24 protein-coding genes are annotated in these 26,197 nt (G+C 65.8%); 13 read left to right on the top strand and 11 right to left on the bottom strand.

Going from position 1 to position 26,197, the window contains the following annotated elements; translation table 11 throughout:
* The first annotated feature begins 4 nt into the window (after nt 1-4).
* Together gmd and QX128_RS26180 are read left to right on the top strand one after the other, a co-directional pair.
* Nucleotides 5-1,060: a GDP-mannose 4,6-dehydratase gene (gmd, locus tag QX128_RS26185; RefSeq protein ID WP_409997946.1), complete on the top strand. Its 1,056-nt coding sequence runs from the start codon at nt 5-7 to the stop codon at nt 1,058-1,060.
* On the top strand, nt 1,044-1,997 hold the full coding sequence (locus QX128_RS26180; protein ID WP_316238920.1) for a GDP-L-fucose synthase: 954 nt from the start codon (nt 1,044-1,046) through the stop codon (nt 1,995-1,997). Before gmd ends, QX128_RS26180 begins: the two co-directional genes overlap by 17 nt.
* Before the next feature lie 128 nt (nt 1,998-2,125).
* Here QX128_RS26180 and QX128_RS26175 read toward each other — a convergent pair whose 3' ends face one another.
* On the bottom strand, nt 2,126-2,968 hold the full coding sequence (locus QX128_RS26175) for a uroporphyrinogen-III synthase (protein ID WP_316238919.1): 843 nt from the start codon (nt 2,966-2,968) through the stop codon (nt 2,126-2,128).
* 155 nt (nt 2,969-3,123) lie between these two features.
* On the opposite strand from QX128_RS26175, the gene purU reads away from it, so the two are divergent.
* On the top strand, nt 3,124-3,987 hold the full coding sequence (purU, locus tag QX128_RS26170; protein ID WP_316180092.1) for a formyltetrahydrofolate deformylase: 864 nt from the start codon (nt 3,124-3,126) through the stop codon (nt 3,985-3,987).
* Nucleotides 3,988-3,998: 11 nt separating this feature from the next.
* On the opposite strand, the gene QX128_RS26165 is transcribed toward purU, so the two are convergent.
* Nucleotides 3,999-4,298 carry a hypothetical protein gene (locus QX128_RS26165; protein ID WP_315803549.1) on the bottom strand — a complete coding sequence of 100 codons (300 nt, stop codon included), beginning with the start codon at nt 4,296-4,298 and terminating at the stop codon, nt 3,999-4,001.
* Between the two features lie 284 nt (nt 4,299-4,582).
* Here QX128_RS26165 and QX128_RS26160 point away from each other — a divergent pair, with 284 nt between their 5' ends.
* The 6 genes from QX128_RS26160 (at nt 4,583) to QX128_RS26135 (ending at nt 10,840) form a co-directional block, all read left to right on the top strand.
* Nucleotides 4,583-5,764 (top strand): ABC transporter substrate-binding protein, encoded by a 1,182-nt coding sequence (locus QX128_RS26160; protein ID WP_315803548.1) that lies wholly within the window; start codon nt 4,583-4,585, stop codon nt 5,762-5,764.
* A gap of 239 nt (nt 5,765-6,003) precedes the next feature.
* A complete protein-coding gene (locus QX128_RS26155; protein WP_315712905.1) occupies nt 6,004-6,873 on the top strand; it encodes a branched-chain amino acid ABC transporter permease in 870 nt (289 codons plus the stop codon).
* A gap of 7 nt (nt 6,874-6,880) precedes the next feature.
* Nucleotides 6,881-7,918 (top strand): branched-chain amino acid ABC transporter permease, encoded by a 1,038-nt coding sequence (locus tag QX128_RS26150; protein ID WP_316238918.1) that lies wholly within the window; start codon nt 6,881-6,883, stop codon nt 7,916-7,918.
* Nucleotides 7,915-8,661, top strand: a complete 747-nt coding sequence (locus tag QX128_RS26145; protein ID WP_315803546.1) for an ABC transporter ATP-binding protein — start codon at nt 7,915-7,917, stop codon at nt 8,659-8,661. Before QX128_RS26150 ends, QX128_RS26145 begins: the two co-directional genes overlap by 4 nt.
* Nucleotides 8,661-9,377 carry an ABC transporter ATP-binding protein gene (locus QX128_RS26140; protein ID WP_315803545.1) on the top strand — a complete coding sequence of 239 codons (717 nt, stop codon included), beginning with the start codon at nt 8,661-8,663 and terminating at the stop codon, nt 9,375-9,377. Before QX128_RS26145 ends, QX128_RS26140 begins: the two co-directional genes overlap by 1 nt.
* 344 nt (nt 9,378-9,721) lie before the next feature.
* Nucleotides 9,722-10,840, top strand: coding sequence for a cobalamin-independent methionine synthase II family protein (locus tag QX128_RS26135; protein ID WP_316238917.1), 1,119 nt, complete (start codon nt 9,722-9,724; stop codon nt 10,838-10,840).
* A 40-nt stretch (nt 10,841-10,880) separates the two neighbouring features.
* On the opposite strand, the gene QX128_RS26130 is transcribed toward QX128_RS26135, so the two are convergent.
* From QX128_RS26130 to QX128_RS26115, 4 genes are all read right to left on the bottom strand, one after another.
* On the bottom strand, nt 10,881-12,011 hold the full coding sequence (locus tag QX128_RS26130) for an acyltransferase (RefSeq protein WP_316238916.1): 1,131 nt from the start codon (nt 12,009-12,011) through the stop codon (nt 10,881-10,883).
* 83 nt (nt 12,012-12,094) lie between these two features.
* Nucleotides 12,095-12,787: an SGNH/GDSL hydrolase family protein gene (locus QX128_RS26125; protein WP_316238915.1), complete on the bottom strand. Its 693-nt coding sequence runs from the start codon at nt 12,785-12,787 to the stop codon at nt 12,095-12,097.
* A gap of 57 nt (nt 12,788-12,844) precedes the next feature.
* A complete protein-coding gene (locus tag QX128_RS26120) occupies nt 12,845-13,222 on the bottom strand; it encodes a DUF2147 domain-containing protein (RefSeq protein ID WP_316238914.1) in 378 nt (125 codons plus the stop codon).
* 181 nt (nt 13,223-13,403) lie between these two features.
* Nucleotides 13,404-15,071 carry a caspase family protein gene (locus QX128_RS26115; RefSeq protein ID WP_316238913.1) on the bottom strand — a complete coding sequence of 556 codons (1,668 nt, stop codon included), beginning with the start codon at nt 15,069-15,071 and terminating at the stop codon, nt 13,404-13,406.
* 154 nt (nt 15,072-15,225) lie between these two features.
* Here QX128_RS26115 and QX128_RS26110 point away from each other — a divergent pair, with 154 nt between their 5' ends.
* The 3 genes from QX128_RS26110 to ahcY all read left to right on the top strand — a co-directional run bounded on the left by QX128_RS26110 (nt 15,226) and on the right by ahcY (nt 19,511).
* Nucleotides 15,226-16,575 carry a hypothetical protein gene (locus tag QX128_RS26110; RefSeq protein WP_315803539.1) on the top strand — a complete coding sequence of 450 codons (1,350 nt, stop codon included), beginning with the start codon at nt 15,226-15,228 and terminating at the stop codon, nt 16,573-16,575.
* A gap of 99 nt (nt 16,576-16,674) precedes the next feature.
* Nucleotides 16,675-17,871, top strand: a complete 1,197-nt coding sequence (gene metK / locus QX128_RS26105) for a methionine adenosyltransferase (RefSeq protein WP_315803538.1) — start codon at nt 16,675-16,677, stop codon at nt 17,869-17,871.
* Between the two features lie 227 nt (nt 17,872-18,098).
* On the top strand, nt 18,099-19,511 hold the full coding sequence (gene ahcY, locus QX128_RS26100; protein WP_315803537.1) for an adenosylhomocysteinase: 1,413 nt from the start codon (nt 18,099-18,101) through the stop codon (nt 19,509-19,511).
* Between the two features lie 223 nt (nt 19,512-19,734).
* Here ahcY and QX128_RS26095 read toward each other — a convergent pair whose 3' ends face one another.
* The 5 genes from QX128_RS26095 to QX128_RS26075 form a co-directional block, all read right to left on the bottom strand.
* Nucleotides 19,735-20,757 carry a hypothetical protein gene (locus QX128_RS26095; protein ID WP_316238912.1) on the bottom strand — a complete coding sequence of 341 codons (1,023 nt, stop codon included), beginning with the start codon at nt 20,755-20,757 and terminating at the stop codon, nt 19,735-19,737.
* 173 nt (nt 20,758-20,930) lie between these two features.
* A complete protein-coding gene (locus QX128_RS26090; protein WP_316238911.1) occupies nt 20,931-21,539 on the bottom strand; it encodes a cytochrome b/b6 domain-containing protein in 609 nt (202 codons plus the stop codon).
* A gap of 47 nt (nt 21,540-21,586) precedes the next feature.
* Nucleotides 21,587-21,865, bottom strand: a complete 279-nt coding sequence (locus QX128_RS26085) for a PepSY domain-containing protein (protein ID WP_316180108.1) — start codon at nt 21,863-21,865, stop codon at nt 21,587-21,589.
* 269 nt (nt 21,866-22,134) lie between these two features.
* Complete coding sequence (locus QX128_RS26080; RefSeq protein WP_316238910.1) at nt 22,135-24,636, bottom strand: TonB-dependent receptor; 2,502 nt, start codon at nt 24,634-24,636, stop codon at nt 22,135-22,137.
* A 178-nt stretch (nt 24,637-24,814) separates the two neighbouring features.
* Nucleotides 24,815-25,195 carry a hypothetical protein gene (locus QX128_RS26075; RefSeq protein WP_316216897.1) on the bottom strand — a complete coding sequence of 127 codons (381 nt, stop codon included), beginning with the start codon at nt 25,193-25,195 and terminating at the stop codon, nt 24,815-24,817.
* A gap of 463 nt (nt 25,196-25,658) precedes the next feature.
* Here QX128_RS26075 and QX128_RS26070 point away from each other — a divergent pair, with 463 nt between their 5' ends.
* Nucleotides 25,659-26,177: an ATP-binding protein gene (locus tag QX128_RS26070; RefSeq protein ID WP_316238909.1), complete on the top strand. Its 519-nt coding sequence runs from the start codon at nt 25,659-25,661 to the stop codon at nt 26,175-26,177.
* The last annotated feature ends 20 nt before the right edge of the window (nt 26,178-26,197 follow it).

Below are 26,197 nucleotides of genomic sequence, written 5' to 3'. Positions count from 1 at the left end.
CCGCGTGGCCCTGATCACGGGCGTCACGGGCCAGGACGGCGCCTATCTGGCCGAATATCTGCTCGGCCTTGGCTACACTGTGCACGGCATCAAGCGGCGGTCATCGTCCTTCAATACCGCGCGGGTGGATCATCTCTACCAGGATCCGCACGAAGGCAACGTCCCGTTCCTGCTGCATTACGGCGACATGACCGATTCCACCAACCTGATCCGGCTGGTGCAGCAGATCCGCCCCGACGAGATCTACAATCTCGCGGCCCAGAGCCATGTCGGCGTCAGCTTCGAGAGTCCGGAATACACGGCCAATGCCGACGCGCTCGGGGTTCTGCGCTTGTTGGAAGCCATTCGCATTCTCGGCATGGAGAAGCAGACGCGGTTCTACCAGGCCTCGACCTCGGAGCTGTACGGCCTGGTGCAGGAGATCCCGCAGCGGGAGACGACACCGTTCTATCCGCGCTCGCCCTATGGCTGCGCCAAGCTGTACGGCTACTGGATCACGGTGAACTATCGCGAGGCCTATGGGATGTTCGCCTGCAACGGCATCCTGTTCAACCACGAGAGCCCGATCCGTGGCGAGACCTTCGTGACCCGCAAGATCACCCGCGGCGTCGCCCGCATCGAGACCGGCCTGGAGGAGACGATCTATCTCGGCAATCTCGAGGCCAAGCGCGACTGGGGCCATGCGCGCGATTATGTCGAGGGCATGCACCGTATCCTGCAGGCCGATACGCCTGACGATTTCGTGCTGGCGACCGGCGAGACCCATTCGGTGCGCGAGCTGGTCGAGCTCGCCTTCGCCGAGGTCGATCGCCGCATCGAATGGCGCGGCGAGGGGGTCGAGGAGACCGGGATCGACGCGAGATCCGGCAAGGCGGTGGTGCGGATCGACCCGACCTATTTCCGCCCGACCGAGGTCGACCTCCTGATCGGCGATTGCAGCAAGGCGCGCGACAAGCTCGGATGGAAACCAAGGACGAGCTTCGCCCAACTGGTCAAGGAGATGGTCGCCAGCGATCTGTGCGCCGCACGGCGGGAGGCGAGCAGTGGCCACGCCATTTGATCTCCGCGGCAAGCGTGCCTTCGTCGCCGGCCATCGCGGCATGGTCGGCAGCGCGCTGGTGCGGCGGTTGGCGAGCGAAGGCGTCGAACTGCTGACGGTGCCGCGCAGCGAGGTCGATCTGCGCGACCAGGCGGCGGTGTTCTCATGGTTTGCGCGCGCCCGGCCGCAGGCCGTTTTCCTCGCCGCGGCGAAGGTCGGCGGCATCGTCGCCAACAACACGCTGCGTGCCGAGTTCATCTACGAGAACATCGCCATCGCCACCAACGTCATCCACGCCGCGCATGTGAACGGTGCCGAGAAGCTGATGTTTCTCGGGTCCTCCTGCATCTATCCCAAGCTCGCCCCCCAGCCGTTGCGCGAGGATTCGATGCTGACCGGGCCGCTGGAGCCGACCAACGAGCCCTACGCGATCGCCAAGATCGCCGGCATCAAGATGGTCGAGGCCTATCGCAGCCAGTATGGCGCCGATTTCATCAACGTGATGCCGACCAATCTCTATGGCCCCGGCGACAACTACCATCCCGAGTACAGCCACGTCGTTGCGGCGCTGATCCGCCGCTTCCATGAGGCGAGGCTCGCCGATGCGCCGGAGGTGGTGGTCTGGGGCACGGGAACGCCGCGGCGCGAATTCCTCTATGTCGACGACATGGCGGATGCCTGCGTGTACCTGATGAAGACCTATTCGGAGGCGGGGCTGGTCAACATCGGCACCGGCGAGGACATCACGATTGCCGATTTCGCCCGTGTGGTCGCGGCGACGGCCGGCTATCGGGGACGGATCAGCTTCGACACCTCGCGCCCCGACGGCACGCCGCGCAAGCTGCTCGACATCTCGCGGCTGGCAAAGCTCGGCTGGCGCGCGACGACGTCGCTGAAGGAAGGCATCGCGCGCGCGTATCAAGCGTTTCTGCAGGAGACGGGGCAGGCCGCCCCCTAACCCTCCGCTGTCGTCCCGGCGAACGCCGGGACCCATACCGCGGACGCTATCTGGGAACGGGGCTGGTAGTTGCCTGCCTCATCGCGATCGGTGGCTATAGGTCCGGGGTCAAGCCCGGGACGACACTGTTAGTAACGCGCCGCTGGCGGCACTTTCACACCCAGCGCCTTGGCCATCGCCGAGATCAGCGGCTTCATGAAATAGGCCTCGCCCGCCGGTGTGATCGACGGCGTCAGCCCATGCGCAGCCAGCTCCTCCGTCACCACAGGCCCGACGGAGGCGATCTGCGTGCGTGCCAGTCCCTCACGCAGGCGTGCCTCGACGCCGTGCGCCCTGGCGACGTCGAACAGCCGCCGCGGCTGGCCCGAACTCGTCAGCGCGATCGCGTCAACCTTGCCGGCGATCATCTCGTCGATCGCGGTGAGGATGTTCGCGTCCGCCGCCTTGGCATCATAGACATAGGGCAGCACCGGATCGACCTCGGCGCCGCCAGCCTTGATCGCGCCGATCAGCGCCGAATGATCCTTGTCGGGATAGAGCTGCAGGCCGAGCCGATGGCCCGTGAGGTCGTAGCCTGCCAGCAGTTCGGCCACGCCTTCCGAGGTCGGCTTCTCCGTGGTGACCTGCGCTTCCAGGCCCAGCTCGCGCAAGGCGCGCCCCGGCTTGGGACCGCGGGTGAACTTCCGGGCCTTGCCAATCGCGGCGATGAACTCGGCCTCGACGCCGATCCGGCGCGCCACCGTCATCAACCGCCTGAGGCCCTCGCCGGTCATCAGCACGAGATCGTCGAACGGCCGTTCGTTACAGCGGCGAATCCAGGCCTCGATCGGCGCCGGGTCCGGCGCATCCTCGATCGTGAACATCGGACATTGCAGCACGTCGGCGCCCTGCTCGGCGAGCAGCCGGGAGAACTGCGCCTCCTCGCGGGTTTCGAGGATCAGGATGCGGTTGCCGGTCAGCCTGTCAGCCATGACGATGCTCGAAGTTTGAGAGTTGATATTTTGTTCATCCTGCCCATGGGCCGAGCGTTGGCGCAAGCGCGCGGAGGGTGATAGAGCAGGGCCCGAACGGGCGCCAAGCCTGCCGCATCATTCACCCTTCGTCCTCCGCCCGGTAACGTCACGCCATGTCCGACCACCAATATGTCCTGACCCTGTCCTGCCCGGATCGTCCCGGGATCGTCTCGGCCGTCTCCACCTTCCTCGCCCATAACGGCCAGAACATTCTCGACGCCCAGCAGTTCGGCGACTTCGAGACGGGTCATTTCTTCATGCGCGTGGTGTTCACGGCGGCCGACCTCGCGGTCAACCTGCCGGCGCTGCAGACCGGATTCGCCGCGATTGCCGAACGCTTTGCGATGGACTGGCAGATGCGCGACCGCGCCGGGCAGCGCCGGGTGATGCTGCTGGTGTCGAAGTTCGACCATTGCCTCGTCGACATCCTCTATCGCTGGCGCACCCGCGACCTCGCGATGATTCCGACCGCGATCGTCTCCAACCATCCGCGCGAGACCTATGCCGGGCTCGATTTCGGCGACATTCCGTTCCACCACATGCCCGTCACCAAGGACACCAAGCGCGACCAGGAGCAGGCCATCCTGAAGCTGGTCGATGAGACCAGGACCGATCTCGTCGTGCTGGCGCGCTACATGCAGATCCTGTCGGACGAGATGTCAGCGAGCCTGTCGGGCCGCTGCATCAACATCCACCATTCGTTCCTGCCGGGCTTCAAGGGCGCGAAACCCTACCACCAGGCCTATGAGCGCGGCGTCAAGCTGATCGGCGCTACCGCCCATTACGTCACCCGCGATCTCGACGAGGGCCCGATCATCGACCAGGACGTCGAGCGAATCAGCCATCGCGACACCCCCGACGATCTCGTGCGCAAGGGCCGCGACATCGAGCGGCGCGTGCTGGCGCGGGCGATCCGCTATCACCTCGAGGACCGCGTCATCCTCAACGGCCGCAAGACCGTCGTCTTCATGGATTGATGTCGCCGCCGTCAGCGGCCGGGGGCGGTCGCCTGCGCGTTGGCGTTGGACTGCGTCTGCTTGTCGCGTTCGGCGGCCGGCAACTGCCGCTGCCGCTCGCGCTCCTGCATGAACCGGTCGTATTCGGGGGTGCCCGGCCGGGGTGGCGCGTCGGCCGGCAGGCCGCCGGCCCATTGCGGCATCAGATCGCCCATCCCCGCGCCGACCTTCTCATTGATCGACGAGCAGCCGGCGAGGATCGGCCCGGCCGCGGCCAGAAGCATCATCGCGGCCGGAAAGAGCCTGGTCCGGTGGGGGCGTCTGGCCGGCATTGACGGGGGACCTTTCGTGCTGCGGGCGACCCGCGGCCCGGACCCTAACGACTTGCCATCAATTGGTAAAATTTGGCCGTTCGATGGTTTGGGTATTAATATACCGATCACGGATCGGTGGTCCGTTGCGGAAACCTACCGTTCACGAAGCCTCCCATGATCGCCATTGACAACGGGGTCCCAAGTCCGCAGCGATGCGCCCGCGATATCGTGAACGAGATCGCACGGTTAAGACAACAATGGCCGGGGGCTGCGGTCCTGATCCGACCAGGGAGGTAGTTTCAATGTTCGTGCGAAACAAGACACTGACGCTCGCCGCCAGTGCGGCGCTCGCCGCGGCTGCGCTCGCGTCCGGTGCGGCGCGGGCCGAAGACGTGTTCAAGATCGGCCTGATCGTGCCGATGACCGGCGGCCAGGCGTCGACCGGCAAGCAGATCGACAATGCCATCAAGCTCTACATGCAGCAGAACGGCGACACCGTCGCCGGCAAGAAGATCCAGGTCATCCTCAAGGACGACGCGGCGCTGCCGGACAACACCAAGCGTCTGGCGCAGGAGCTGATCGTCAACGACAAGGTCAACGTCATCGCCGGTTTCGGCGTGACACCGGCGGCCTTCGCCGCCGCGCCGCTTGCCACCCAGGGCAAGATCCCGGAAGTCGTAATGGCGGCCGGCACCTCCATCATCACCGAGAAGTCGCCCTACATCGTCCGCACCAGCTTCACGCTGCCGCAGTCCTCGACGATCATCGGCGACTGGGCGGTCAAGAACGGCATCAAGAAGGTCGCCACGCTGACCTCGGACTACGCGCCGGGCAACGACGCGCTGGCCTCGTTCAAGGAGCATTTCACCGCCGGCGGCGGCGAGATCGTCGAGGAAATCAAGGTTCCGCTGGCAAACCCCGACTTCGCTCCGTTCCTGCAGCGCATGAAGGACGCCAAGCCGGATGCCATGTTCGTGTTCGTGCCGGCCGGCCAGGGCGGCAACTTCATGAAACAATATGCCGAGCGCGGCCTCGACAAGAGCGGCATCAAGGTGATCGGACCGGGTGACGTCACCGACGACGACCTGCTCAACGACATGGGCGACGCCGTGCTCGGCGCCGTCACCGCGCACATCTATTCGGCGGCGCATCCGTCGGCGAAGAACAAGGAGTTCGTCGCGGCCTACAAGAAGGCGTTCAACAGCCGTCCGGGCTTCATGGCGGTCGGCGGTTACGACGGCATCCATCTGATCTACGAGGCGCTGAAGAAGACCGGTGGCAAGACCGACGGCGATTCCCTGCTTGCTGCGATGAAGGGCATGGCCTGGGAGAGCCCACGCGGTCCCATCTCGATCGATCCGGAGACGCGCGACATCGTTCAGAACGTCTACATCCGCAAGGTCGAGAAGGTCGACGGCGAGCTCTACAACGTCGAGTTCCAGACCTTCGAGGCCGTCAAGGATCCGGGCAAGGCCAAGAAGTGACGCGATAGGCGTCATCTCGAGCGCGCACGAACGGTGCGCTCCCTCCCCCGCGTGCGGGGGAGGGCTGGGGTGGGGGTACCCCACGGCACACGCGTCGTGTGGAGAGATGTCCCCCACCGGGATCACATCGTTCAGATGCGATCCGACCTCCCCCCGGAGGCGGGGGAGGCGCAGACCGAGCAAGCATTGAATGCATGCCCTTCGGATGAAGGGATGACTGGGGACTGAAACTAGACTCCATGACCGCCATCCTCACCAACCTCTTCGACGGCGTCGCCTACGGCATGCTGCTGTTCGTGCTGGCCTGCGGGCTCGCCGTGACGCTCGGCCTGATGAACTTCGTCAACCTCGCCCATGGCGCCTTCGCCATGGCCGGCGGCTACGTCTGCGCCGTGCTCGTCAACCGGATGGGGTGGCCGTTCTTCGCGGCGCTGCCGCTGGCCTTCGTCGCGAGCGCCATGATCGGCGCGCTGCTGGAGCGGACGCTCTATCAGCATCTCTATGCGCGCAGCCATCTCGACCAGGTGCTGTTCTCGATCGGGCTCGTCTTCATGACGGTGGCCGCGGTCGACTACATCATGGGCTCCTCGCGAATCTTCATCAATCTGCCCGACGTGCTGCAGGGCCAGTTCGACGTCTTCGGCGTTGGCATCGGCCGCTATCGGCTGATGATCATCGTCATCTGCGGGCTGCTCACGGTGGGGCTGCAGCTGGTGCTCTCCAAGACGCGGTTCGGCAGCCGGCTGCGTGCCGCCGTCGATGATCCGCGCGCGGCGAGCGGCCTCGGCATCAACGTGCCGCAGGTGTTCGCCTTCACCTTCGCGTTCGGCTGCGGGCTCGCCGGCCTGGGCGGCGCGCTCAGCGCCGAGATTCTCGGCCTCGATCCGTACTTCCCGCTGAAATTCATGATCTACTTCCTGATCGTGGTCACCGTGGGCGGCTCGTCCTCGATCACCGGCCCGTTCCTCGCCTCGCTGCTGCTCGGCATCGGCGACGTCGCCGGCAAATACTACGTGCCGAAGCTCGGCCCCTTCGTCATCTACACCATCATGATCGTGATCCTGATCTGGCGTCCGAACGGCCTGTTCGGCCGCACGGCGACGCGGTGAGGATCGCATGACCACGAACGCACAAACCGAGGTCGGATTTCACGCCAGGCAGCACGGCCGCTGGCACTGGAGCGAGTTCGCCTTCTGGATCGTCGTGCTGGCGGTCGGACTGGCGTTTCCCTCGCGCTACCTGATCATGACCGAGATCCTGCGGCTGGCGCTGTTCGCGCTGTCGCTCGACCTGATCCTCGGCTATGCCGGCATCGTCTCGCTCGGCCACGCCGCCTTCTTCGGCGTCGGCGCCTATTGCGCGGGCCTGCTCTCGGTGCACGGCATCATCAACGAGCCGGTGCTGGCGCTGATCGTGGCCGGCCTCACCGCCACCGTGCTTGGCTTCGCCACCAGCTTCCTGGTCATCCGCGGCGTCGACCTGACGCGGCTGATGGTGACGCTCGGCATCGCGCTGTTGATGGAGGCGCTGGCGGAGCGCTTCTCCAACATCACCGGCGGCACCGACGGTCTCCAGGGCATCGACATCCAGCCGATCTTCGGCGTGTTCGCCTTCGACATGTTCGGCAAGACCGGGTTCTTCTATGCGCTCGCGGTGCTGTTCGTGCTGTTCCTGCTGGCGCGGACGATCGTGCATTCCCCCTTCGGTCTGTCGCTGCGCGCGATCAAGAACAATCCGTTGCGCGCCGCCGCCGTCGGCATTCCCGTCAACAAGCGCCTGATCGCGATCTACACCGTCGGCGCGTTCTACGCCGGCATTGCCGGGGCGCTGTTCACCCAGACCACGGCGCTGGCCTCGCTCGACGTGTTCTCGTTCGAGCGCTCCGCCGACCTCGTGCTGATGCTGGTCATCGGCGGATCCGGCTATCTCTATGGCGGGCTGATCGGCGCCGCCGTGTTCCGGATGCTGCAGGAGCTGTTCCAGTGGATCACGCCGCAATACTGGATGTTCTGGATCGGCCTCGTGCTCGTTGTCATCGTTCTGGTCGGCCGCCATCGCATCCACGCCTATGCGCTGTGGCTGCCCAATCTCATCCTTCGGCAGATCGCCGGCCGCAAGGCCGCGGTGGCCCTCACCGATAACGAGGCGCCATGACCTACGCATTGGAAACCCGCGGCCTCGACAAGCATTTCGGCGGCCTCCATGTCACCCGCAATCTGTCGCTGCAGATCGCGCCGGGCGCGCGCCATGCGCTGATCGGTCCGAACGGCGCCGGCAAGACCACGGTCATCAATCAGCTCACTGGCGTGCTGGAGCCGAGCGCGGGGCGCATCCTGCTCGAAGGCCAGGACATCACCGACCTGCCCGTGCACAAGCGCGTGCTGCGCGGCCTGTCGCGCACCTTCCAGATCAACCAGCTCTATCCGGACCTCACGCCGCTGGAGACGATCGGGCTCGCGGTCTCCGAGCGACTCGGCGGCGGCGGCAACTGGTGGCGGCGCATGGGCACGCGCGACGACATCAATGCCGAGATCGCCGAGACCTTGGAACGCTTCCGGCTACTCGACGTGATGAACGATCGCACCTCGACCTTGCCCTATGGCAAGCAGCGCCTGCTGGAGATCGCGGTCGCGATCGCCGCGCGCCCGCGCGTTCTGCTCCTCGACGAGCCCGCCGCCGGCGTGCCCGAGGGCGAGCGCAAGGATATTCTCGCCGCCGTCGCGGCGCTGCCGCGCGACGTGACGGTGCTCTTGATCGAGCACGACATGGATCTCGTCTTCTCCTTCGCCGACCGCATCTCGGTTCTCGTCTCCGGCGCGCTGCTGGTCGAGGGCGCGCCCGACGAGGTCGCGCGCGATCCGCAGGTCAAGGCCGTCTATCTCGGCGAGGCCGCGTGATGACCGATCTGCTGACAATCGAGAACCTGCGCGCCGGCTACGGCCAGGCGGTCGTGCTGCCGGACATGTCGCTGAAGCTGCCCGAGGGGCAGGTGCTGGCGCTGCTTGGCCGCAACGGCACCGGCAAGACCACGCTGATCAACTCCATCGTCGGAGTCACCCGCCGCTTCTCCGGCAAGCTCGCGTTGGCCGGCACCGACATCACGGCTCTTCGCGCCGACCAGCGCGCCCGCGCCGGCATCGGCTGGGTGCCGCAGGAGCGCAACATCTTCCGCTCGCTCACGGTGGAGGAGAACATGACCGCGGTGGCGCAGCCCGGACCCTGGACGGTCGAGCGCGTCTACCAGATGTTTCCGCGGCTCAAGGAGCGGCGCAACAATTTCGGCAACCAGCTTTCCGGCGGCGAGCAGCAGATGCTGGCGATCGGCCGCGCGCTGACGCTCAATCCCAAGGTGCTGCTGCTGGATGAGCCGACCGAAGGCCTCGCGCCGATCATCGTCGAGGAGCTGCTGGCTGCGATCGGCACCATCAGCCGCGCCGGCGGGCTGTGCTCCATCATCGTCGAGCAGCACGCGCAGAAGCTGCTGGCGCTGGCCGACCGTGTCGTGATCCTGGAGCGCGGCACCATCGTGCACGATGCGCCGTCGAGCGCCTTGAAGGCCGATCCGGCGCCCCTGGAGCGGCATCTCGGCGTCGCGAGCGCCGCCGCGCACTGACCTGATCGATAGGCTTGAACGCGACGAGCCGAAGCGTCATCATTGGTTGCGGGGACAGCGTGGCTCGCGCAATCGACCGAGGGCGCTTTGCCTGGAGACGGATTTGATGGGGTCACCTCAAGATTGCCCATCGAACGCGGTCGGAATTGGCCAGACCACCGCACCTGGCATGGATCGCGCCATGCCTCTCCACGATCTCTCTTCGACAGAATTGTATACCGACCGGATACGGGGTAGGGGATGGACCCAGTCCATCACGCTTTGCCCAGGTGACCAGCCAGGACAGATCGCGGCCGGTCCAACAACCCTATCCAACGAATCGACGCCTTCCAAGGAGTGAGCACATGCAACGCACCAAGCCCCCATTCCGCGCCGACGAAGTCGGCAGCCTCTTGCGGCCGCAGAAGATCAAGGAAGCCCGCGCCAAGCTCGAGAAGGGCGAGATCTCCGCTGACGATCTGCGCAAGATCGAGGACATGGAGATCGAGAAGGTCGTGCACCGCCAGGCTTCGACCGGCCTGAAGCTTGCGACCGACGGCGAGTTTCGCCGCTCCTGGTGGCATTTCGACTTCCTGGCGAAGCTGACCGGCTGCGAGCTGTTTCATCCGGACGCCGGCATCCAGTTCACCGGGGTGCAGACCCGTCATGACGCCGTGCGCGTTATCGGCAAGCTGGACTTCCCTGCCGACCATCCGATGCTCGATCATTTCCGTTTCCTCAAGAAGCACGCCGACACCGCGCATGTGACGGCGAAGATGACGATCCCGTCGCCGGCCGTGCTGCACTTCCGAGGCGGCCGCAAATCGATCTCCAAGGACGTCTATCCCGATCTCGACGCCTTCTACGAGGATCTTGGCAAGACCTACCGCAAGGCCGTGAAGGCGTTCTACGACGCCGGCTGCCGCTATCTGCAGTTCGACGACACCGTGTGGGCCTATCTGTGCTCGCAGGACGAGCTGAAGAAGGCGCGCGAGCGCGGCGACAATCCCGACGGCCTGCAGCAGATCTATTCGCGCATCATCAACTACGCGATCGCCGAGCGTCCCGCCGACATGACCATCACCACCCATGTCTGCCGCGGCAATTTCCGCTCGACCTGGATCTCCTCGGGCGGCTACGAGCCGGTTGCGGAGACCATGCTCGCCAACACCAACTACGACGGCTATTTCCTGGAATATGACAGCGAGCGTGCCGGCGGCTTCGAGCCCCTGCGCTTCCTGCCCAAGGGCAACAAGGTCGTCGTCGTCGGTCTCGTCACCTCGAAGGTCGGCGAGCTCGAGAAGAAGGACGACATCAAGCGCCGCCTGGAAGAGGCCTCGAAGTTCGCCCCGCTCGACCAGCTCGCGCTGTCGCCTCAATGCGGCTTCGCCTCCACCGAGGAAGGCAACATCCTGAGCGAGGAAGAGCAGTGGGCCAAGCTGCGCCTTTGCGTCGAGCTCGCCGAGGAGATCTGGGGCAAGTAATCAGCTGCCTGAGGCAGCGCGCCTGGCGATCAGGCGATGATCAATGACGTGGAAGCGGGGCCGGAGCAATCCGCCCCGCTTCGTTTTTGCGCAGCAGCGCGCGGCGGATCAGTCGCTGGGCGGGGGCCTCGAAGCCGGCATAAGTGAGATATGCCGCCGTCAGGGTCAGTCCCATGAAGCCGATCCAGAACAGCTGGCTGCCGTACGGGATCGGTTGGCCCCAGGACGCGAATGCCAGCGCGATCATGAGCTGGATCGGGAAGTGCAGCAGGTAGCACGAATAGGTCATGTTGCCCGCGGCCTGCAGCAGATCTTCGACACGCTTGGGCAGTGTCAGCGGGGTTGTGCAGACGAACAACAGGAGCGGTGTGTAGACGAGCAGGAGCGCTGCCGCGCGCTCGGCGAGCGCGATGCCTGACACCCGCAGCGCCAAGGGAATGCCGACGACGGCGCAGGCGGCGAGCGCCTCCAGTTTTGGCCGGTACGGGGCATCGGCAACGCTCTGCCGTGCCATCGCGGCGAGGCCACCAGCATAGAAGAACACGAAACACTTGCCGACCAGCGTCCCGCTCGCGATCCCGGCCAGGATCATCGCCAGGTTCAACAGCGGCGATGCGGTGACGAAACGCAGCGCCAGGAAGAACGCGGCATAGACCAGCACCTCGATCGAGACCGACCAGATCGGGCCGTTGAAGCTGACCCCGGTCGGCGGCAGCCAGTCGCTCGCCATGAAAAGCTGGGCGACGAAATGAGCGAGATCGTTGCTCTGGTAGACGAAGAAGAAGCCGTGCTGCGCGACATAGAGGGCCTGCAGCCCCGCGACCAGCAGCAGCGTTGCGAGATGCAGCGGATAGAGCCGCGACAGCCGGTTGACGAAGAAGGTCCAGCCGTCGACCGCGCCATCCGGGATGAGCGCGCTGTACTTCCAGAAGAAGATGAACCCGGAGATGCACCAGAAGATCACCACGCCGTATTCGCCGAGCTCGTAGAACGGGAACAGCACGCGGTAGAATGGCAATTCGCTTCGGACGAGATCGACCGGCGCGTCGGCGACGTAGGCGAAGTGCGGATAGTGCCACAACAGCACCGAGATCGTGGCGATGAAACGCAGCAGCTCGAGCCCGAGCAGCTTGTGAGTCCCAGACGATGTCGATGTGTGAGGCAGGGCCATGCGGTGATCGTTAACCGTCTCGACGGGATGTGCGCCCAATCCTAGCCGGCGCGAAGTGAAGGAATGTTTTCGCAGCCTGCGGATCAGCGGCAGGCGAGCTCGGTTCCTTGCAGGATCGCCTGGTCCCAGGACCGATAGCCCGTGGCATTCAGATGGATGCCTTCGAGCGTGAACGGCGATTCCATCGGCGGCAGGGGCAGGAAGGTCGCGCCGGTGCGCCTTGCGAGGTCCGGCAGCACGGCGCGATAGCCGGTGATGCTCGCCGTGGCGGCCTTCTCCATGGCCGGCGTGAATGGCCCGCGCGCCTCGACGGAGGGAAACTCGGCGATGAAGATGCGCGTGGTGAGCTTTGACAGCTCGCGCAGCAGGGCCTCGTAGCGCGCAGCGAAGACCTCGCTGGAGTCGGGCTTGGCGGCCAGCGCGTCGTTCACGCCGAGCGAGACGATGATCGCGAACGGCCGTTTCGGCCCGAGTGCGGGCTTCAGCCAGCCGGCGAGATCGCTGCGCGTCCCGGCGCCGGCGAGACCGGCGTTGACGACCGGATGCCCGCAGGCGTTGGCCGGCAGCGTCGCCGCCTCGACGATGCTGTCACCGAGCACGATGATCGGGTCATCGGGGCGAGCCAGCAGATTGTAGTGGACGACGAGCTGGCGGACCATGCGGTGGTCGCTGCCGGACGGTGTCGCCGAGCGGCGTGCCAGCACGAACGTCGCGGCTGCCGCGGTGATCACCGCAAACAGCACGAATCCCAGCCGCGCCTGCGTTTTCGCTGCCATATGGACGATCGATGCCCTGATGTGACCCGACCGTAGGATGAATTCGCAAACGGAGCTCTAATTCGTCCGCGTCCAGGTCGAGGAACGGCAGATGACGCCGCCGAAGGCGCAGCCGGCCGTGGTCAGCGTGCCGCCGGACAGGGTCATCTTGGCATCGTAGGTCTTGCCGTCGTCGGGATTGCTGTAGCTGCCGGCCCAGGCGTTGGGTCCGGTCGGCTTCATGCCGGAGAACAGCCGCTGGCCGACCTTGGCGGGGGTAACCGTGCCTTCCTTGATCCAGACCAGCGTGCCGCAGATGGCGCCGCCGCAGGGCGCGAATCTGACCTTGGAGGCGCCGCTTTCGCGCAGCCAGACGCCGCTGACATCGTCGGCGAGCGCCGGGCCTGCCGCCAGCACGAGCGACACACCTAGTCCGACAACGAAACGACCGATCATGCGAGCCTCCCTCATCCTTCGAGACGAACTTGTTGCTAGCGGATCGTGTCGGCGATGCGGCGGGCCGACGGCGACACGCTTGGTCTCCATTGTTCAGAAAGGATATCAGGATTCGGGCGTGCCGCACCTGTCTCGCGGGCTGTGATGGTCGGGCTGTGGCAGTGCCTGCCCAGCCGCAGGTTTATCTCGCCGCCAGATAGACTTCGCCAAGCAGCGAGGAATTCGACCACGGCACCTGCCGGTTCTTGGTGCCGGCCACGACCTCGGCGCGTACGCGCGTCAGCATCTGCTGCACCTCGAGCCCGGGCGTGCCGATGTGGCGCGACAGCGCCGCCGAGAACGGGCTGTTGTCGCCGTCGCCGTCGAGCGCGACCTTGCCCGGCGCGGTCGCGAACGCGATCAGCGTGCCGGCCTCGGACGTCGCGCCAGCACCGAGCGACGATGGTGCGGCCAGCCCGGTGGCGCTGAGACCCCGGCCGGGTCCGGCGCTTGCCGTCTCCGGCGGCGCGAACGGATTGTTGCGGCAGGCATCGAGGATCAGGATGTTGGTGCGGACCTGGTCGTCGAGCCCGGCCAGGATCTGGTCCATGTCGACCATTGCCGTGACCACATCGCTGCCCGCGGACGGTGCGATGTCGGTGGGCAGGAGATAGTTGCGGCCGTCGATCTGCACGCCGTGGCCGGCATAGAACACGACGGCCACCTGCGCCCGCGTCGCCTCGCGCAGGAAGTCGCGCGTCTTGGCCTGCATCGCCGCGCGGTCGAGATCGATGCCCTCAGTCACCGTGAAGCCGATGTCGCGCAGGCTCCTGGCGATTGCTCGCGCATCGCGCGGCGGATTGGGCAGTGGCTGCACGTGAGCGTAGGCCCCGTTACCGATGACCAGCGCCATGCGCTGCCCCGTCGGCGCCGCTGCGGCCGAGGAGGGGGCCGTGGATTCCGGCCGCGGCTGGGGGCGCACCACCGCCTCCGACAGCAGCGACAGACGCACCCTGGCGGTGGCCTGGTTGGCCTTGCTGCCGGCATCGGATGCGGTCGGCGTCAGCGCCGCGGCGTAATCCGCCTTGGCCGCGTCGAACTCGCCCTTGGCCTCATAGGCCAGCGCACGATGCACATGGGCAGCGATGACGACGCTGCCCGGCGGCGTCATCACGTTGGCCGGCGGATTCTGCGCGAGCCGGACCGCCTCCGAAGCGTCGGCGACGGCGCGGTCGAGATGGCCCTTGGCGCGCCAGATCACACTGCGGTTGATCAGCGGCGAGGCCAGCGCCGGATCGAGCCGGATCGCCTCGTTGATGTCGCCAAGCGCGCCGTCGAGGTCGCCGGTCGCTTCCTTGGAGATGCCGCGATTCTGCCAGGACAGCGCGGATTTCGGCATCAGCCTGATCGCCTGGTCGTAGTCGGCGATCGCCTTGGCGTAGTCGCCGGTGCCGCGATAGGCGTTGCCGCGGTTGTGGAAGAGCGTGCCGCTCGGCGCGCCGCTCTTGATGGCGTCGTTGAAGTCGGCGATCGCGATCTCGTACTCGCCTTTGTCGTAGTAGGCCGAGCCGCGCAGATTGTAGATCGCCTGCGCCGGTGCCAGCCGCAGCGCCTCGGTGGCATCGGCGATCACGTGGGTGTAGTCGCCCTTCTTGTTCCAGCCGACCGCGCGCCAGAAATAGATCGTCGCCAGCTGGCTGCCGGAAAACACCTTCAGCGCGATGATCTTGTTGCAGGCGGCGATCATCTGGTCCGCAGGCGTCGTCTCGGTGGTGCAGATCAGGCCGAGCTGGGACTTCGACTGGGCGAGGCCGGGAGACGTCCAGAGGGCAGCCAGCAGCGGTATCAGCAGCAGGAGGGAGCGGCGCATCGGCACGGACCGTGGGGACGAGAGGCAGGAACCTATCCGGTTTGTTGCGTCCGGAAGGGTCCGGGTTCAGGCTCTTTCCAATGGTGGGCAGATGGTGCTAGGACGTTGGGCCAAGGGCGCGCTGCCCACTTACATTTCCCACCCGTCGGACCGAATGAAGAACGACCAGCTGCTCGCCCAGATCACGGAGTTCTGCCGCCAGTCGGACATGGCGGAATCGACGTTCGGCCGCCGGGCCGTGAACGACGGCAAGCTCGTGCAGCGGCTGCGCGAGGGCAAGCGCATCACCATCGATACGCTGGACCGCATCCAGGCCTATATCGCGGCTTCCACCGGCACGCTGCCGCCGCCGCGGCTCGACGTCGTGCCGGAGAAGCGCGATCCCAAGAGCAATTTCCGCTTCTTCGAGAACCGCCAGAAATACCTGCTGTTCGTGCACACCTGCAGCGAGAAGCGGGTGGTGGCCGAGCGTGTCGGCCTCGAGCTCGCCAGCATCCATCCGCGGCCGCCGGCGCTGCGGCTGTTCGACGCCGGCGTCGGCGACGGCACCGTGCTGTCGAAGGTGCTGCGCACCATGCACGGCCGTTTTCCGCACATTCCGTTCTACGTCGCCGGCAAGGAGCTGAGCCTCGAGGACGTCCGGCTGACACTGGAGAAGGTGCCGGACCGGCTGTTCGAGCATCCGGCCAGCGTGTTCGTGTTCACCAACATGAATTATGCCGAGGCGCCCTGGCTGACGCCGGCGTCGCCTTCGGTCGCGGCGTCGATGGTCTGGCACGAGGTCGTGCTGCAGGGCGATTCGTCCGGGGATTTCGAGGCCCAGATCACCGCGCTGAAGCCGTTTCTGGAGCAGAACTGGCGCGCCAACGTCTCGCAGCGCACCGGCATGCCGGTCTATGAACGGCCGATCGCGCTGGTGCTGTACCGCGAGGACCACCGCTTCCTGCTCGACGGCATCATCCCGCGGGCCGGACGGGTCGAGGCCAATTTCGACCTGATCATCGCCTCCCAGCCCTACCGTGCCCGGTCCTCGGTCAATTTTCGCGCCAAGCGCATCATCGCACCGCTGGCGCGTGCCTTAAAGCCGGGCGGTCGGCTGATCGGAATCCACTCCCACGGCCAGGATCCCGGCCTGGACATCATCCAGGCGGTCTGGCCCGGAGAAAATCCTTTCTCGGTCAGCCGCCATGAGCTATTGCGCGCCGTGAAATACGAGCTGGGCTCCAGTGGGCGAGACTTAAATTTTAACGCCTATGCGGACAATCGCTCGATTTTCAGGTATGAGATGGAGGCTCTGCCCAACGAGGTCACCGGTGCGATCGGAACCTCGACGGCCTTTGCAGCCTGGAACGCGGCGGTGTATGTCGCGCAGATCGAGGAAGACCGCCTGACCGAGGTGGCCCACTCGTCTCGTGCGCTCGACGCCGCCAGAGAGGTTCTGCGAAAGCACAACGGGCTGTGGTTCTACGACGAGTCCTACGTCATCTCGCGGCGTCGCGACTGACATCCTGGGATCAGGACAGTTGGGATCAAGAGACTTGGGATCGAGAGACTTGGGATCAATACAAATGACCGCCGTGGGCGGCAAAGAAGGGGTTGCTTGATGCGCGCGTCTTATCTGTTCACCTCGGAGTCGGTGTCCGAGGGCCATCCGGACAAGGTCTGCGACCGTATTTCCGACGAGATCGTCGACCTGTTCTACCGTGAAGGGCCGAAGGCCGGCATCGACCCCTGGCAGATCCGCGCCGCCTGCGAGACGCTCGCCACCACCAACAAGGTCGTGATCGCCGGCGAGACCCGCGGCCCGGCCTCGGTCACCAACGAGCACATCGAGCACGTCGTGCGCGAAGCCATCAAGGACATCGGCTACGAGCAGGAAGGTTTTCACTGGAAGACCTGCGATATCGAGATCCTGCTGCATCCGCAGTCGGCCGACATCGCCCAGGGCGTCGACGCGCTGCAGCCCGGCGAAGTCAAGGAAGAGGGCGCCGGCGACCAGGGCATCATGTTCGGCTACGCCTGCAACGAAACGCCCGATCTGATGCCGGCGCCGATCTTCTACGCCCACAAGATCCTGCGCCTGATCTCCGAAGCCCGCCACTCCGGCGTCGAGAAGGTGCTCGGCCCGGACTCCAAGAGCCAGGTCACCGTGCGCTATGAGAACGGCAAGCCGGTCGGCGTGCGCGAGATCGTCGTCTCGCATCAGCATCTGGTCGAGGACATGACCTCGGCGCAGGTGCGCGAGCGCGTCGAGCCCTACGTCCGCGAGGCGCTGCCGAAGGACTGGATCACCAAGGACACGATCTGGCACATCAACCCGACCGGCAAGTTCTTCATCGGCGGCCCCGATGGCGACACCGGCCTGACCGGCCGCAAGATCATCGTCGACACCTATGGCGGCGCGGCTCCGCATGGCGGCGGCGCGTTCTCCGGCAAGGATCCGACCAAGGTCGACCGCTCGGCGGCCTATGCTGCGCGCTATCTCGCCAAGAACATCGTCGCCGCTGGTCTGGCTGATCGCTGCACCTTGCAGCTCGCCTACGCGATCGGCGTGGCGCGGCCGCTGTCGATCTACATCGACACCCACGGCACGGGTAAGGTTTCCGAGGACAAGCTGGAGAAGGCGGCGGCCGAGGTCATGAACCTCACCCCGCGCGGCATCCGCTCGCATCTCGACCTCAACCGCCCGATCTACGCGCGCACCGCGGCCTACGGTCATTTCGGCCGCACGCCGGACAACGAGGGCGGCTTCTCCTGGGAGAAGACCGACCTCGCCGAGGCGTTCAAGCGCGCGGTGTAAGCATTGCCGGCGCTTGCCGCCTGAATGTTCGAGGCGTCATGGCCGGGCTTGTCCCGCCTGCGCGGCCGAAGCCGCTTCGGCGAGGCGGAGGCCCGGCCATCCACGTCTTGAGTTGAGGTGACTGATACGACTGACGACGTGGATGCCCGGCACGAGGCCGGGCATGACGAACCATTGCTGTTCGATTTGCTGAATGTCGCGTTCGCGCGAAGACAGAGGATGATCTCATGACCGCCTTCAACGACTACATCGTCAAGGACATTTCGCTCGCCGAGTTCGGCCGCAAGGAGATCTCGCTCGCTGAGACCGAGATGCCCGGCCTGATGGCGACGCGCGAGGAGTATGGCCCGAAGCAGCCGCTGAAGGGCGCGCGCATCGCAGGCTCGCTGCACATGACCATCCAGACCGCGGTCCTGATCGAGACGCTGAAGGCGCTCGGCGCCGACATCCGCTGGGTCTCCTGCAACATCTATTCGACCCAGGACCACGCGGCCGCCGCGATCGCCGCCGCCGGCATTCCGGTGTTCGCCGTCAAGGGCGAGACGCTGGTCGACTACTGGGACTACACCGCAAAACTGTTCGACTGGCATGGCGGCGGCCATCCCAACATGATCCTCGATGACGGCGGCGACGCCACCATGTACGTCCATCTCGGCCTGCGCGCCGAGAACGGCGATGCGGCGTTCCTCGACAAGCCGGCCTCCGAGGAAGAGGAGGTGTTCTTCGCGCTTCTGAAGAAGCAGCTCAAGGAGAAGCCGAAGGGCTACTTCGCCGAGATCGCCAAGTCGATCAAGGGCGTCTCGGAGGAGACCACCACGGGCGTGCACCGCCTGTACGACATGCAGAAGGCCGGCACGCTGCTGTGGCCCGCGATCAACGTCAACGACAGCGTCACCAAGTCGAAGTTCGACAACCTCTATGGCTGCCGCGAGTCGCTGGTCGACGGCATCCGCCGCGGCACCGACGTGATGATGTCGGGCAAGGTCGCGATGGTCGCGGGCTTCGGCGACGTCGGCAAGGGCTCGGCCGCCTCGCTGCGCCAGGCCGGCTGCCGCGTCATGGTCTCCGAGATCGACCCGATCTGCGCTCTGCAGGCGGCGATGGAGGGCTATGAGGTCGTCACGATGGAGGACGCCGCGCCGCGCGCCGACATCTTCGTGACCGCCACCGGCAACAAGGACATCATCACCATCGAGCACATGCGCGCGATGAAGGATCGCGCCATCGTCTGCAACATCGGCCATTTCGACAACGAGATCCAGGTCGCCTCGCTGAAGAACCTGAAGTGGACCAACATCAAGCCGCAGGTCGACGAGATCACCTTCCCCGACGGCAAGCGCATGATCCTGCTGTCCGAAGGCCGCCTCGTGAACCTCGGCAATGCGATGGGCCACCCGTCCTTCGTGATGTCGGCGTCCTTCACCAACCAGACCCTGGCGCAGATCGAGCTTTACGCCAACAACAAGGACGGCAAGTACAAGAAGGAAGTCTACGTGCTGCCGAAGTCGCTGGACGAGAAGGTGGCGATGCTGCATCTCGCCAAGATCGGCGTGACCCTTACCAAGCTGCGTCCCGACCAAGCTTCCTATATCGGCGTCAAGCCGGAAGGCCCGTTCAAGTCGGACCACTACCGCTACTGAGTTCCGGCGCGACGCGCGGCGAGACGACGAAGGCCGGGGCATTGCCCCGGCCTTTTGCCTGAGTCATTGACGGTGCGGCAGTGGGGCGCCGTCATTGCGAGCGAAGCGAAGCAATCCAGAGTCGTGGGCGGGACTCTGGATTGTTTCGCTCCTCGCAATGACGGAGGTAGTGGCGCGCTCTACGACGTCGATGACAGGCTACCACCTGCAGCGAACGAAACGATCACCCCGTCCGCCGCGACGACAGCGCCGACGCCCGCACCGCCTTCGCCCGCTTGGCCGCATGATGCTCCGGTCGCGCGGCGATCCGCTTGCGCTTCTTCGTCTCCGTCGCCGCCACCTTCACGGCCGGACCGCGATGCTTGGCGTATTCCTCGCCGTCGACCGGGCCGACATGCGGCGGGTCGCGGTCGAGATAGGGCCGGCCGATGCCGAACGTCTTGCCGTTGGCGTCGACCCATTTCCACAGAGCCTCGGTCGCGACCCAGCGCTGCGCGCGCGTCGCGCCGTTGACGCTGACGATGTCAGCCGCGAGGCCATGGCCGTAGCCGCCGCGCAGGCTGCCGCCGTGATAGGAGCGATTGCTGGCCGCCTTCAGCCCGCTCGCGATCTCCTGGCGATAGTCGTCGCGGAATCCGCTGGTGATGCCCGGCGCGAGACCCGCGGCCTCGGCGGCGTGCAGGGTGTGAAACAGCTTCAGCTTGAAGCCGCGGTCCATGCCGCCGATCACATACTCCATCATGCTGCGGCCGACGCGGTCGGCCGCCTTCGGATCCTTCCAGGTGAAGTCATTGTCGACGAGCTTGGTGAACGCGCGCGTCACCTTCACCATGCGGCCCTTGCGCTTGACCGTGACGACGCGGCGCTCGGTCTCCCGGATCTTGTCGAGCTTCGGGGCGCGCTCATACAGCGCGAACAGATAGCGGTCGATGCAGGCATCGATGTCGGGGCACTCGTCGAGTATCTCGATGCGGTCGGCGCTGGCGACGGTGGGCCGGGGCGGTTCGGTTGCCGCGTTGGGAGCGGCCTGTTCGTCCGCCGGCAGGACGGCCGATGGGGTGATCGACGCGGTCGTCAGCGCAGGCTCGGCTGCGGTCGGCTGCGGCGACGTCGCGATCGGCTCCGCGACGATGGGCGGCGTCGCCGCCTCGATCTCGGCGGCAGCCGCGGGCCAAGCCGCCGCACAAGCTGCCAGGACAACGGACCGACACAACGCACGCGTCAGAAGCTGCTGCGAGCTCATCATCCGGTCTCCCCAAAATCCGAGCCCCTGCTGGTGAGGGGCGGTCAGGTATCCGATACCTGCGATTGTTCGGCGCTTGGCGGCGAGGTGCAATAACACGACGCCCGTGGCGAGCGGCTTTTGCGGGAACTGTGACATCAGCGCAACGGTGCGCGATTGTGAGTTCCGTGTGTCGCTTATGAGTCGACTCTTGCGCTGGACTGCTTCCCACGCTGCATCGTTCGCCGCAGCAGCTTGCGTCCGGTCAGCATGGCGCATGCGAGATTCTCGTGCTGCAGGCGGCTCACCAGCACGACGCCGGCGACATGCAGCACCACCAGCGGGATCAGCAGATAGGACGTCACCTCGTGGGTGTCCTCGACCCACCAGACGCCGAAGAACCGTACGGTCACCTGCATCGCGCCGGTCACCGCGGAGACGATCAGCAGAAGCAGCAATGCGAGCTGCATCGCCGTGCCGGCGGGATTCAGCCCGAGATAGCGCCCGGTCCTGCCGCGCCGCAGATTCCACAGGTAGGCCGGCGTCGCGCGCAGCCGGGCACGGAGACTGCGGAAGCGCGAATGGCGGGTGCCGATGATGCCCCAGATCAGGCGAAAGGCGAGCAAACCCAGGATCGCGTAGCCCGCAATCCGGTGCAGCCCGTCATGGACGTTCGGCGTCATCCAGGCGATGAGCACCAGCACGGCGAGCATCCAATGCCACAGCCGCAGCGGCAGGTCCCAGACCTGCACGGTGTCGGCGATGTCCTGGCGTTTCAGGCTGGCTCTGGGGGCTTTGCCGTGCATGGCTCTCACGTCACGTCGTCCAGCATGCTGGACGACGCTTGCGCCAACTACTTGGCGATCGTGTGCTTCAGGCTGAGATCCTCGGGGCTGTAGAACAGCTCATACAGCTTGCCGCCCTTGACGCCGTAGACCTCGTAGCAGGAGCCCTCGACCTTCGAGCGGCGCACCTCGTAGCCCGCTTCCTTCGCCTTGGCTTCCGCCTCGGCCGTCGGCTTCCACTGGGCCTTGTCGAGCTTGGTGCAGTCCTTGTAGCCGTCGGCCAGAGCCGGCGAGATGGCGAAGCCGGCGAGTGCGGCACCGAGCACGGCGGCGATGGTCAGTCTCATCAATCCCTCCAATGAGCAAATTCAAATACGATGCATCGTGGGATCAGTGGAGACGGCAACCGCCCCGATGTGTCAACGGAGCGGCGGCTGGAATCGCTCTTAGAGCTTTTCCAAGTTCGTGAGGGCCGCCATTTCGGCCGAGAATCGCAGATGGCGCGATGCGCGACGTTACGTCTCGCTCGTGCAGCTGGTCGCGACGCTGTCGTCGTCTGGCGCCCGCTCTCGCCCTGTCCCGCTTGCGGGACAGGGCAGTGCTGCGAATACCGGCGTCAGAATTCCAGGTTCGCCCCCAGATAGAACGAGCGTCCGGGACCGGGAACGGCGGTGCCCCACATCGTCGCGGTGCCCGATACGCCGCCGCCGGTGGCAGCGACGGTCCCGGCCTCCTTGTTGAACGACATCGATGCGCCCTCGCCAACATAGGCGCCGCCGAGCGGCAGGTAGTAGAGCTTGTTGAACAGGTTCTCGACGCCGAAGCTGATGCGCAACCTCTGCCAGGTGTAGTTGCTGCGCAGGTTGACCAGGCTGTAGCCCGGGGTCTTCAGCTCGTTGCGCGCGACGGAGACGTCGGACTTGCGGCCCACCATCACCAGCTCGAGGCCGCTGTCCCAGCCGTCGAGCCGGTGCGTGAGCGTCAGCTTGCCGTTGATCGGCATGATGTTGTAGAGGCCGCTTCCGGTGTCGAGGTTCCTGCCGTTGGTATAGCTCAGGACTCCCTTCAGGCCGAAATCGCCGACCGGCGTGCTGCCCAGCGGTACCTTGCCGGACAGATCGAAGCCGTACAGCCGTGCCTGCTGGTTCATGTACTTCATGATCACGAACTGGTTAGCGACGGCAGGCACGGCAGCGGTGTTGGTGGCGGCCTTCCACTGCACTGCGTCGATGTAGTCGCGCACATGGGTGTAGTAGGGGGTGAGCCGGAGCTCGGCCTCATGGTCGGCGCTGTGCCACGCGCCGGTGAAGCTCACGGTATGTGCGACCTCGGGTCTCAGATCGGGGTTTCCGAGATAGCCGTTGCCGTCGCCGACGAAGTTGTTCATCTCCAGCGCCATGGTGTTGCGCGACCAGGAATAGCGTTCGTACAGATTTGGCGACCGGGTCTTTTGCATCGCGCCGAACTCGAAGGTGAGATTGACGCTCGGCGTGTTCCGGAACAGCGCCGTCAGGTCGATATTGTTGTCCTTTCGCGAGCGATCCATGGCGTTGAACGCCGCGCGGGAGCCGACCGAGCTCGTCTCGTACATGCCGGACATGAACCCCGATGTCAGCGGCGTGGTGCTGGTGTTGTAGCCGACGACCGGCCCGGTATCGGTCTCGACGCGCTCGAACCGGACGCCCAGCAGCGACAGCCAGGACGGGCTCCACTCCGCCTCCCACTCGCTGAACACGCCGGCCCGGTCGCGCTTGCCGCCGTTGATGTTCCAGAACGTCAGCGGCGCCATGCCGCCGATGCAGTTGCCGACGCCGCAATCGGGGGCCGGCGGCCACCAGTCGTCGAGACGGTATGTCTGCAGATCGACGCCGACGCGGACCACGTCGCGGGGCGACATCGTGATGTCGGCCTTGGAGGTCAGGCCGTTGGTTTTGGTGCGCGTATACATCGGCATGCCGTTGACCGGATAGCTTGCTCCCGTCGTGTTCGGCGGCTTCAGCGTGCCATACGAGAACAGCCGATCACTGCCGAAGTTCATGTAGTGATCGACGGACTGATGGTAGAGGCGGGTGTCCAGATCGCCCCAGTCGAACCGGCCAAGATGGTGCAGGTTGACGCTGTAGGCATCGTTGCCCAGCATGTCCATGCGCTGGTTCGGGTAGAGCTGATAGGGGACCTCCTGCACCCCCGCCTTCAGCTCGATGAGCTGGCCGTCCTTGCTCCAGGCGACGCCCATCAGATGATTCCTGGTCTCGTAGGCGGATGAGCCAACCTGATCGAGGGGGAGCACCGGCGTGATCGAGCTCCTCAGGGTGAAGTTCTTGAAGTTGCCGCCGGCCGTATAGTTGTCTGCCTTGACCGCAGCGCCGCTGTAGCTGACGCTGTAGTTCTCGGTGGCCATGGTGGCCGACAGGTTGACGCCGCGCACGTTGCCGTTGCTGCGGTAGAACGTGCCGATGCTGCCTTTGGTCAGCAGGCTCTGCCCCGGCGCCGCGAACAGGGCCGCCGGCGAGTTGACCGCGACGGTGCCGCCGATCGAGTCGCCGCCGACGCTCACGGGCGTGATGCCCGCCCAGACCTTGGCCGCGGCGACCTGGGCCGGATCGATGTAGGACAGCGCCGGGTTCATGTGATTGGGACACGAGGCGATGGTGTCCATGCCATCGACCTTGATGCGCAGGCGGTCGTCGGCGAGGCCATGGATCGCTGGCAGGCTCGAGACTCCGCCGGCCGAATAGAGGCTGACGCCGGGCACATCGGCAAACAGCGCAGCCGTGTCGCTCGTGGTGGCCCGCTTCGCCAGGATGTCACCCGGCGCAACCGAAGTGGCGCCGGGAGGCGTGGCGACGCCGTCGGATGAGGCCGCCTGCGGCGGTGGCGCAACTGCCGGATTGATCGTCGCCGCATGTGCGCCCCTGCGGCGGACTGCCGTTCGGGCGGCCGTTCGGGGCTGCGGGACAGTGACCGTCACCTGCGGCAACGTGGTGCCGGAGCGAGCCTGCGATGGGTCCTGTGCGAGCACGGGGCTCGAAACGGCGAATGCCAGCAGCGTCGGCGATGTCAGCACGGTGGTTGAGCGGAGCAACGCCCGCCGGACGGGTGTCGAACAATGGTCCATGATGGGATCTCGGAACAGGGATGGAAGAGGCGCCTGGCGGCGAGCGCGCCGTGGCCTCGTGAACATGTCGCGACGAGGCGGCTGCGGGCACGCTGCGGCGGCCGCCGGACGGCAGCCTACAGCGCGCGCCGACGAGACCGGCCGCATCGTGACGGGATGAGATGTCTGGAGTGTCGGCCTAGACGGCCGCCGGTGGTCCGCGAGCGACCGGCAGTTCGAGCGCAGGCCGGGGTGCCGCAACGAGGTCGGTCCGCTCGATCAGGATCGCCACGACCATCTGCATCGGCCGCGCCACGGCGGGGACGTGCGGGACGGTGACGCCGCGCCCGAGCGCACAGAACGGACAGCTCGCGCATTGCTTGGCCGCAGTGCCGATGTCGTCCGACGTCGGACCGTCGGTGGAGCTCTGACAGATGATGGCGACGGCGTCGGGAGCCGCAACCGCAGCGCTCATCGCGGAGAGCGCCAGCGCGGACTGGAAGATCAGGGCCCATGCCGCAAACCAGACGAGAGCGCCGCCGAGCCGCGACAGCGCTGCGCGCCGCCGCGCTGAGCGCATGCGCGCCTCACGTCGTCCTGATGCGATGCCTTGTCGTTGACGCCCCTGACGAGCCACCGGCTGACGCTCCCACCCCTTGGAATGAACTACAGGAGCGAACGTCGCATTGGCAATGGAGTATCTGCGCCGTCGTCGACTCCCGTCACGGTGGATCAATTCGGCAACATTGAAGTGGCTTCAACTCAGTCGTGAACCGCAGCGCGCGTGACATGCAGGCGGTTGCGTCCTGCGAGTCAAACTCAATCGCGGCGCGGTTTCGAGCAACCGATGAGGCCCGGCCTGGACGCCGTCGCGAATAACTGTCAAATATATCCTCATGACCTTCCGCATTCACGTCGCAGGCGCTGCACTGAGCAGCCGAATTACCGACCCGGCCTGATCCGTCGGGCCGGGCGCTTTGCCTGTGAGAACTGCCTGTGAATGCTCTTGGCGCCCGAAGCGGCGCCGTATGCGAGGGTCCTGCATGTCTTCCCATCCTGCCACGCTGCACCTCGTGTGCGGCAAGATCGCTGCCGGAAAATCGACGCTCACCGCCGCGCTGGGCCAGCGCCCAGGCACCATCGTGATCGCCGAGGACGACTGGCTGGCGCGGCTCTATCCCGGCGAGCAGAGCACCCTGGCCGACTACGTGCGCAATTCGTCACGGCTGCGCAGCGTGATGGGGCCGCATGTCGTCGCGCTGCTGCGGGCCGGCGTTTCCGTCGTGCTCGACTTCCCCGCCAACACGCCGGCGAGCCGCGCCTGGATGCGCGGTCTGTTCGAGGCGGCCGGCGCGCCGCACCAGCTGCACCATCTCGACGTGCCCGACGAGGTCTGCAAGGCGCGGCTGCGCGCCCGCAACGCAGAAGGCCGCCACGCCTTCACGGTGACCGACGAGGAGTTCGACCTGTTCACGAGCTACTTCGTGGCGCCGACGGCGGACGAAGGGTTCAACGTGATCGTCCAGCCCATGGAAACCCAAGGCAGTTGCGTAGCCCGATGAGCGCAGCGACATGCGGGTTC

It is taken from the genome of Bradyrhizobium sp. SZCCHNR1015, from assembly GCF_032489875.1.
In the GTDB taxonomy this organism is placed as follows: domain Bacteria; phylum Pseudomonadota; class Alphaproteobacteria; order Rhizobiales; family Xanthobacteraceae; genus Bradyrhizobium.
This window is presented reverse-complemented; position numbering and strand designations above follow the sequence as displayed.

Coding starts and splice junctions, on each gene's coding strand:
- QX128_RS26155 (WP_315712905.1), top strand. CDS start 6,004: ATGACCGCCATCCTCACCAACCTCTTCGACGGCGTCGCCTACGGCATG.
- QX128_RS26075 (WP_316216897.1), bottom strand. CDS start 25,195: ATGCGCTCAGCGCGGCGGCGCGCAGCGCTGTCGCGGCTCGGCGGCGCT.
- QX128_RS26130 (WP_316238916.1), bottom strand. CDS start 12,011: ATGGCCCTGCCTCACACATCGACATCGTCTGGGACTCACAAGCTGCTC.
- QX128_RS26150 (WP_316238918.1), top strand. CDS start 6,881: ATGACCACGAACGCACAAACCGAGGTCGGATTTCACGCCAGGCAGCAC.
- QX128_RS26165 (WP_315803549.1), bottom strand. CDS start 4,298: ATGCCGGCCAGACGCCCCCACCGGACCAGGCTCTTTCCGGCCGCGATG.
- QX128_RS26085 (WP_316180108.1), bottom strand. CDS start 21,865: ATGAGACTGACCATCGCCGCCGTGCTCGGTGCCGCACTCGCCGGCTTC.
- QX128_RS26095 (WP_316238912.1), bottom strand. CDS start 20,757: ATGATGAGCTCGCAGCAGCTTCTGACGCGTGCGTTGTGTCGGTCCGTT.
- QX128_RS26160 (WP_315803548.1), top strand. CDS start 4,583: ATGTTCGTGCGAAACAAGACACTGACGCTCGCCGCCAGTGCGGCGCTC.
- QX128_RS26140 (WP_315803545.1), top strand. CDS start 8,661: ATGACCGATCTGCTGACAATCGAGAACCTGCGCGCCGGCTACGGCCAG.
- purU (WP_316180092.1), top strand. CDS start 3,124: ATGTCCGACCACCAATATGTCCTGACCCTGTCCTGCCCGGATCGTCCC.
- QX128_RS26175 (WP_316238919.1), bottom strand. CDS start 2,968: ATGGCTGACAGGCTGACCGGCAACCGCATCCTGATCCTCGAAACCCGC.
- QX128_RS26145 (WP_315803546.1), top strand. CDS start 7,915: ATGACCTACGCATTGGAAACCCGCGGCCTCGACAAGCATTTCGGCGGC.
- QX128_RS26135 (WP_316238917.1), top strand. CDS start 9,722: ATGCAACGCACCAAGCCCCCATTCCGCGCCGACGAAGTCGGCAGCCTC.
- QX128_RS26120 (WP_316238914.1), bottom strand. CDS start 13,222: ATGATCGGTCGTTTCGTTGTCGGACTAGGTGTGTCGCTCGTGCTGGCG.
- QX128_RS26115 (WP_316238913.1), bottom strand. CDS start 15,071: ATGCGCCGCTCCCTCCTGCTGCTGATACCGCTGCTGGCTGCCCTCTGG.
- ahcY (WP_315803537.1), top strand. CDS start 18,099: ATGACCGCCTTCAACGACTACATCGTCAAGGACATTTCGCTCGCCGAG.
- QX128_RS26070 (WP_316238909.1), top strand. CDS start 25,659: ATGTCTTCCCATCCTGCCACGCTGCACCTCGTGTGCGGCAAGATCGCT.
- QX128_RS26090 (WP_316238911.1), bottom strand. CDS start 21,539: ATGCACGGCAAAGCCCCCAGAGCCAGCCTGAAACGCCAGGACATCGCC.
- QX128_RS26125 (WP_316238915.1), bottom strand. CDS start 12,787: ATGGCAGCGAAAACGCAGGCGCGGCTGGGATTCGTGCTGTTTGCGGTG.
- metK (WP_315803538.1), top strand. CDS start 16,675: ATGCGCGCGTCTTATCTGTTCACCTCGGAGTCGGTGTCCGAGGGCCAT.
- QX128_RS26080 (WP_316238910.1), bottom strand. CDS start 24,636: ATGGACCATTGTTCGACACCCGTCCGGCGGGCGTTGCTCCGCTCAACC.
- QX128_RS26110 (WP_315803539.1), top strand. CDS start 15,226: ATGAAGAACGACCAGCTGCTCGCCCAGATCACGGAGTTCTGCCGCCAG.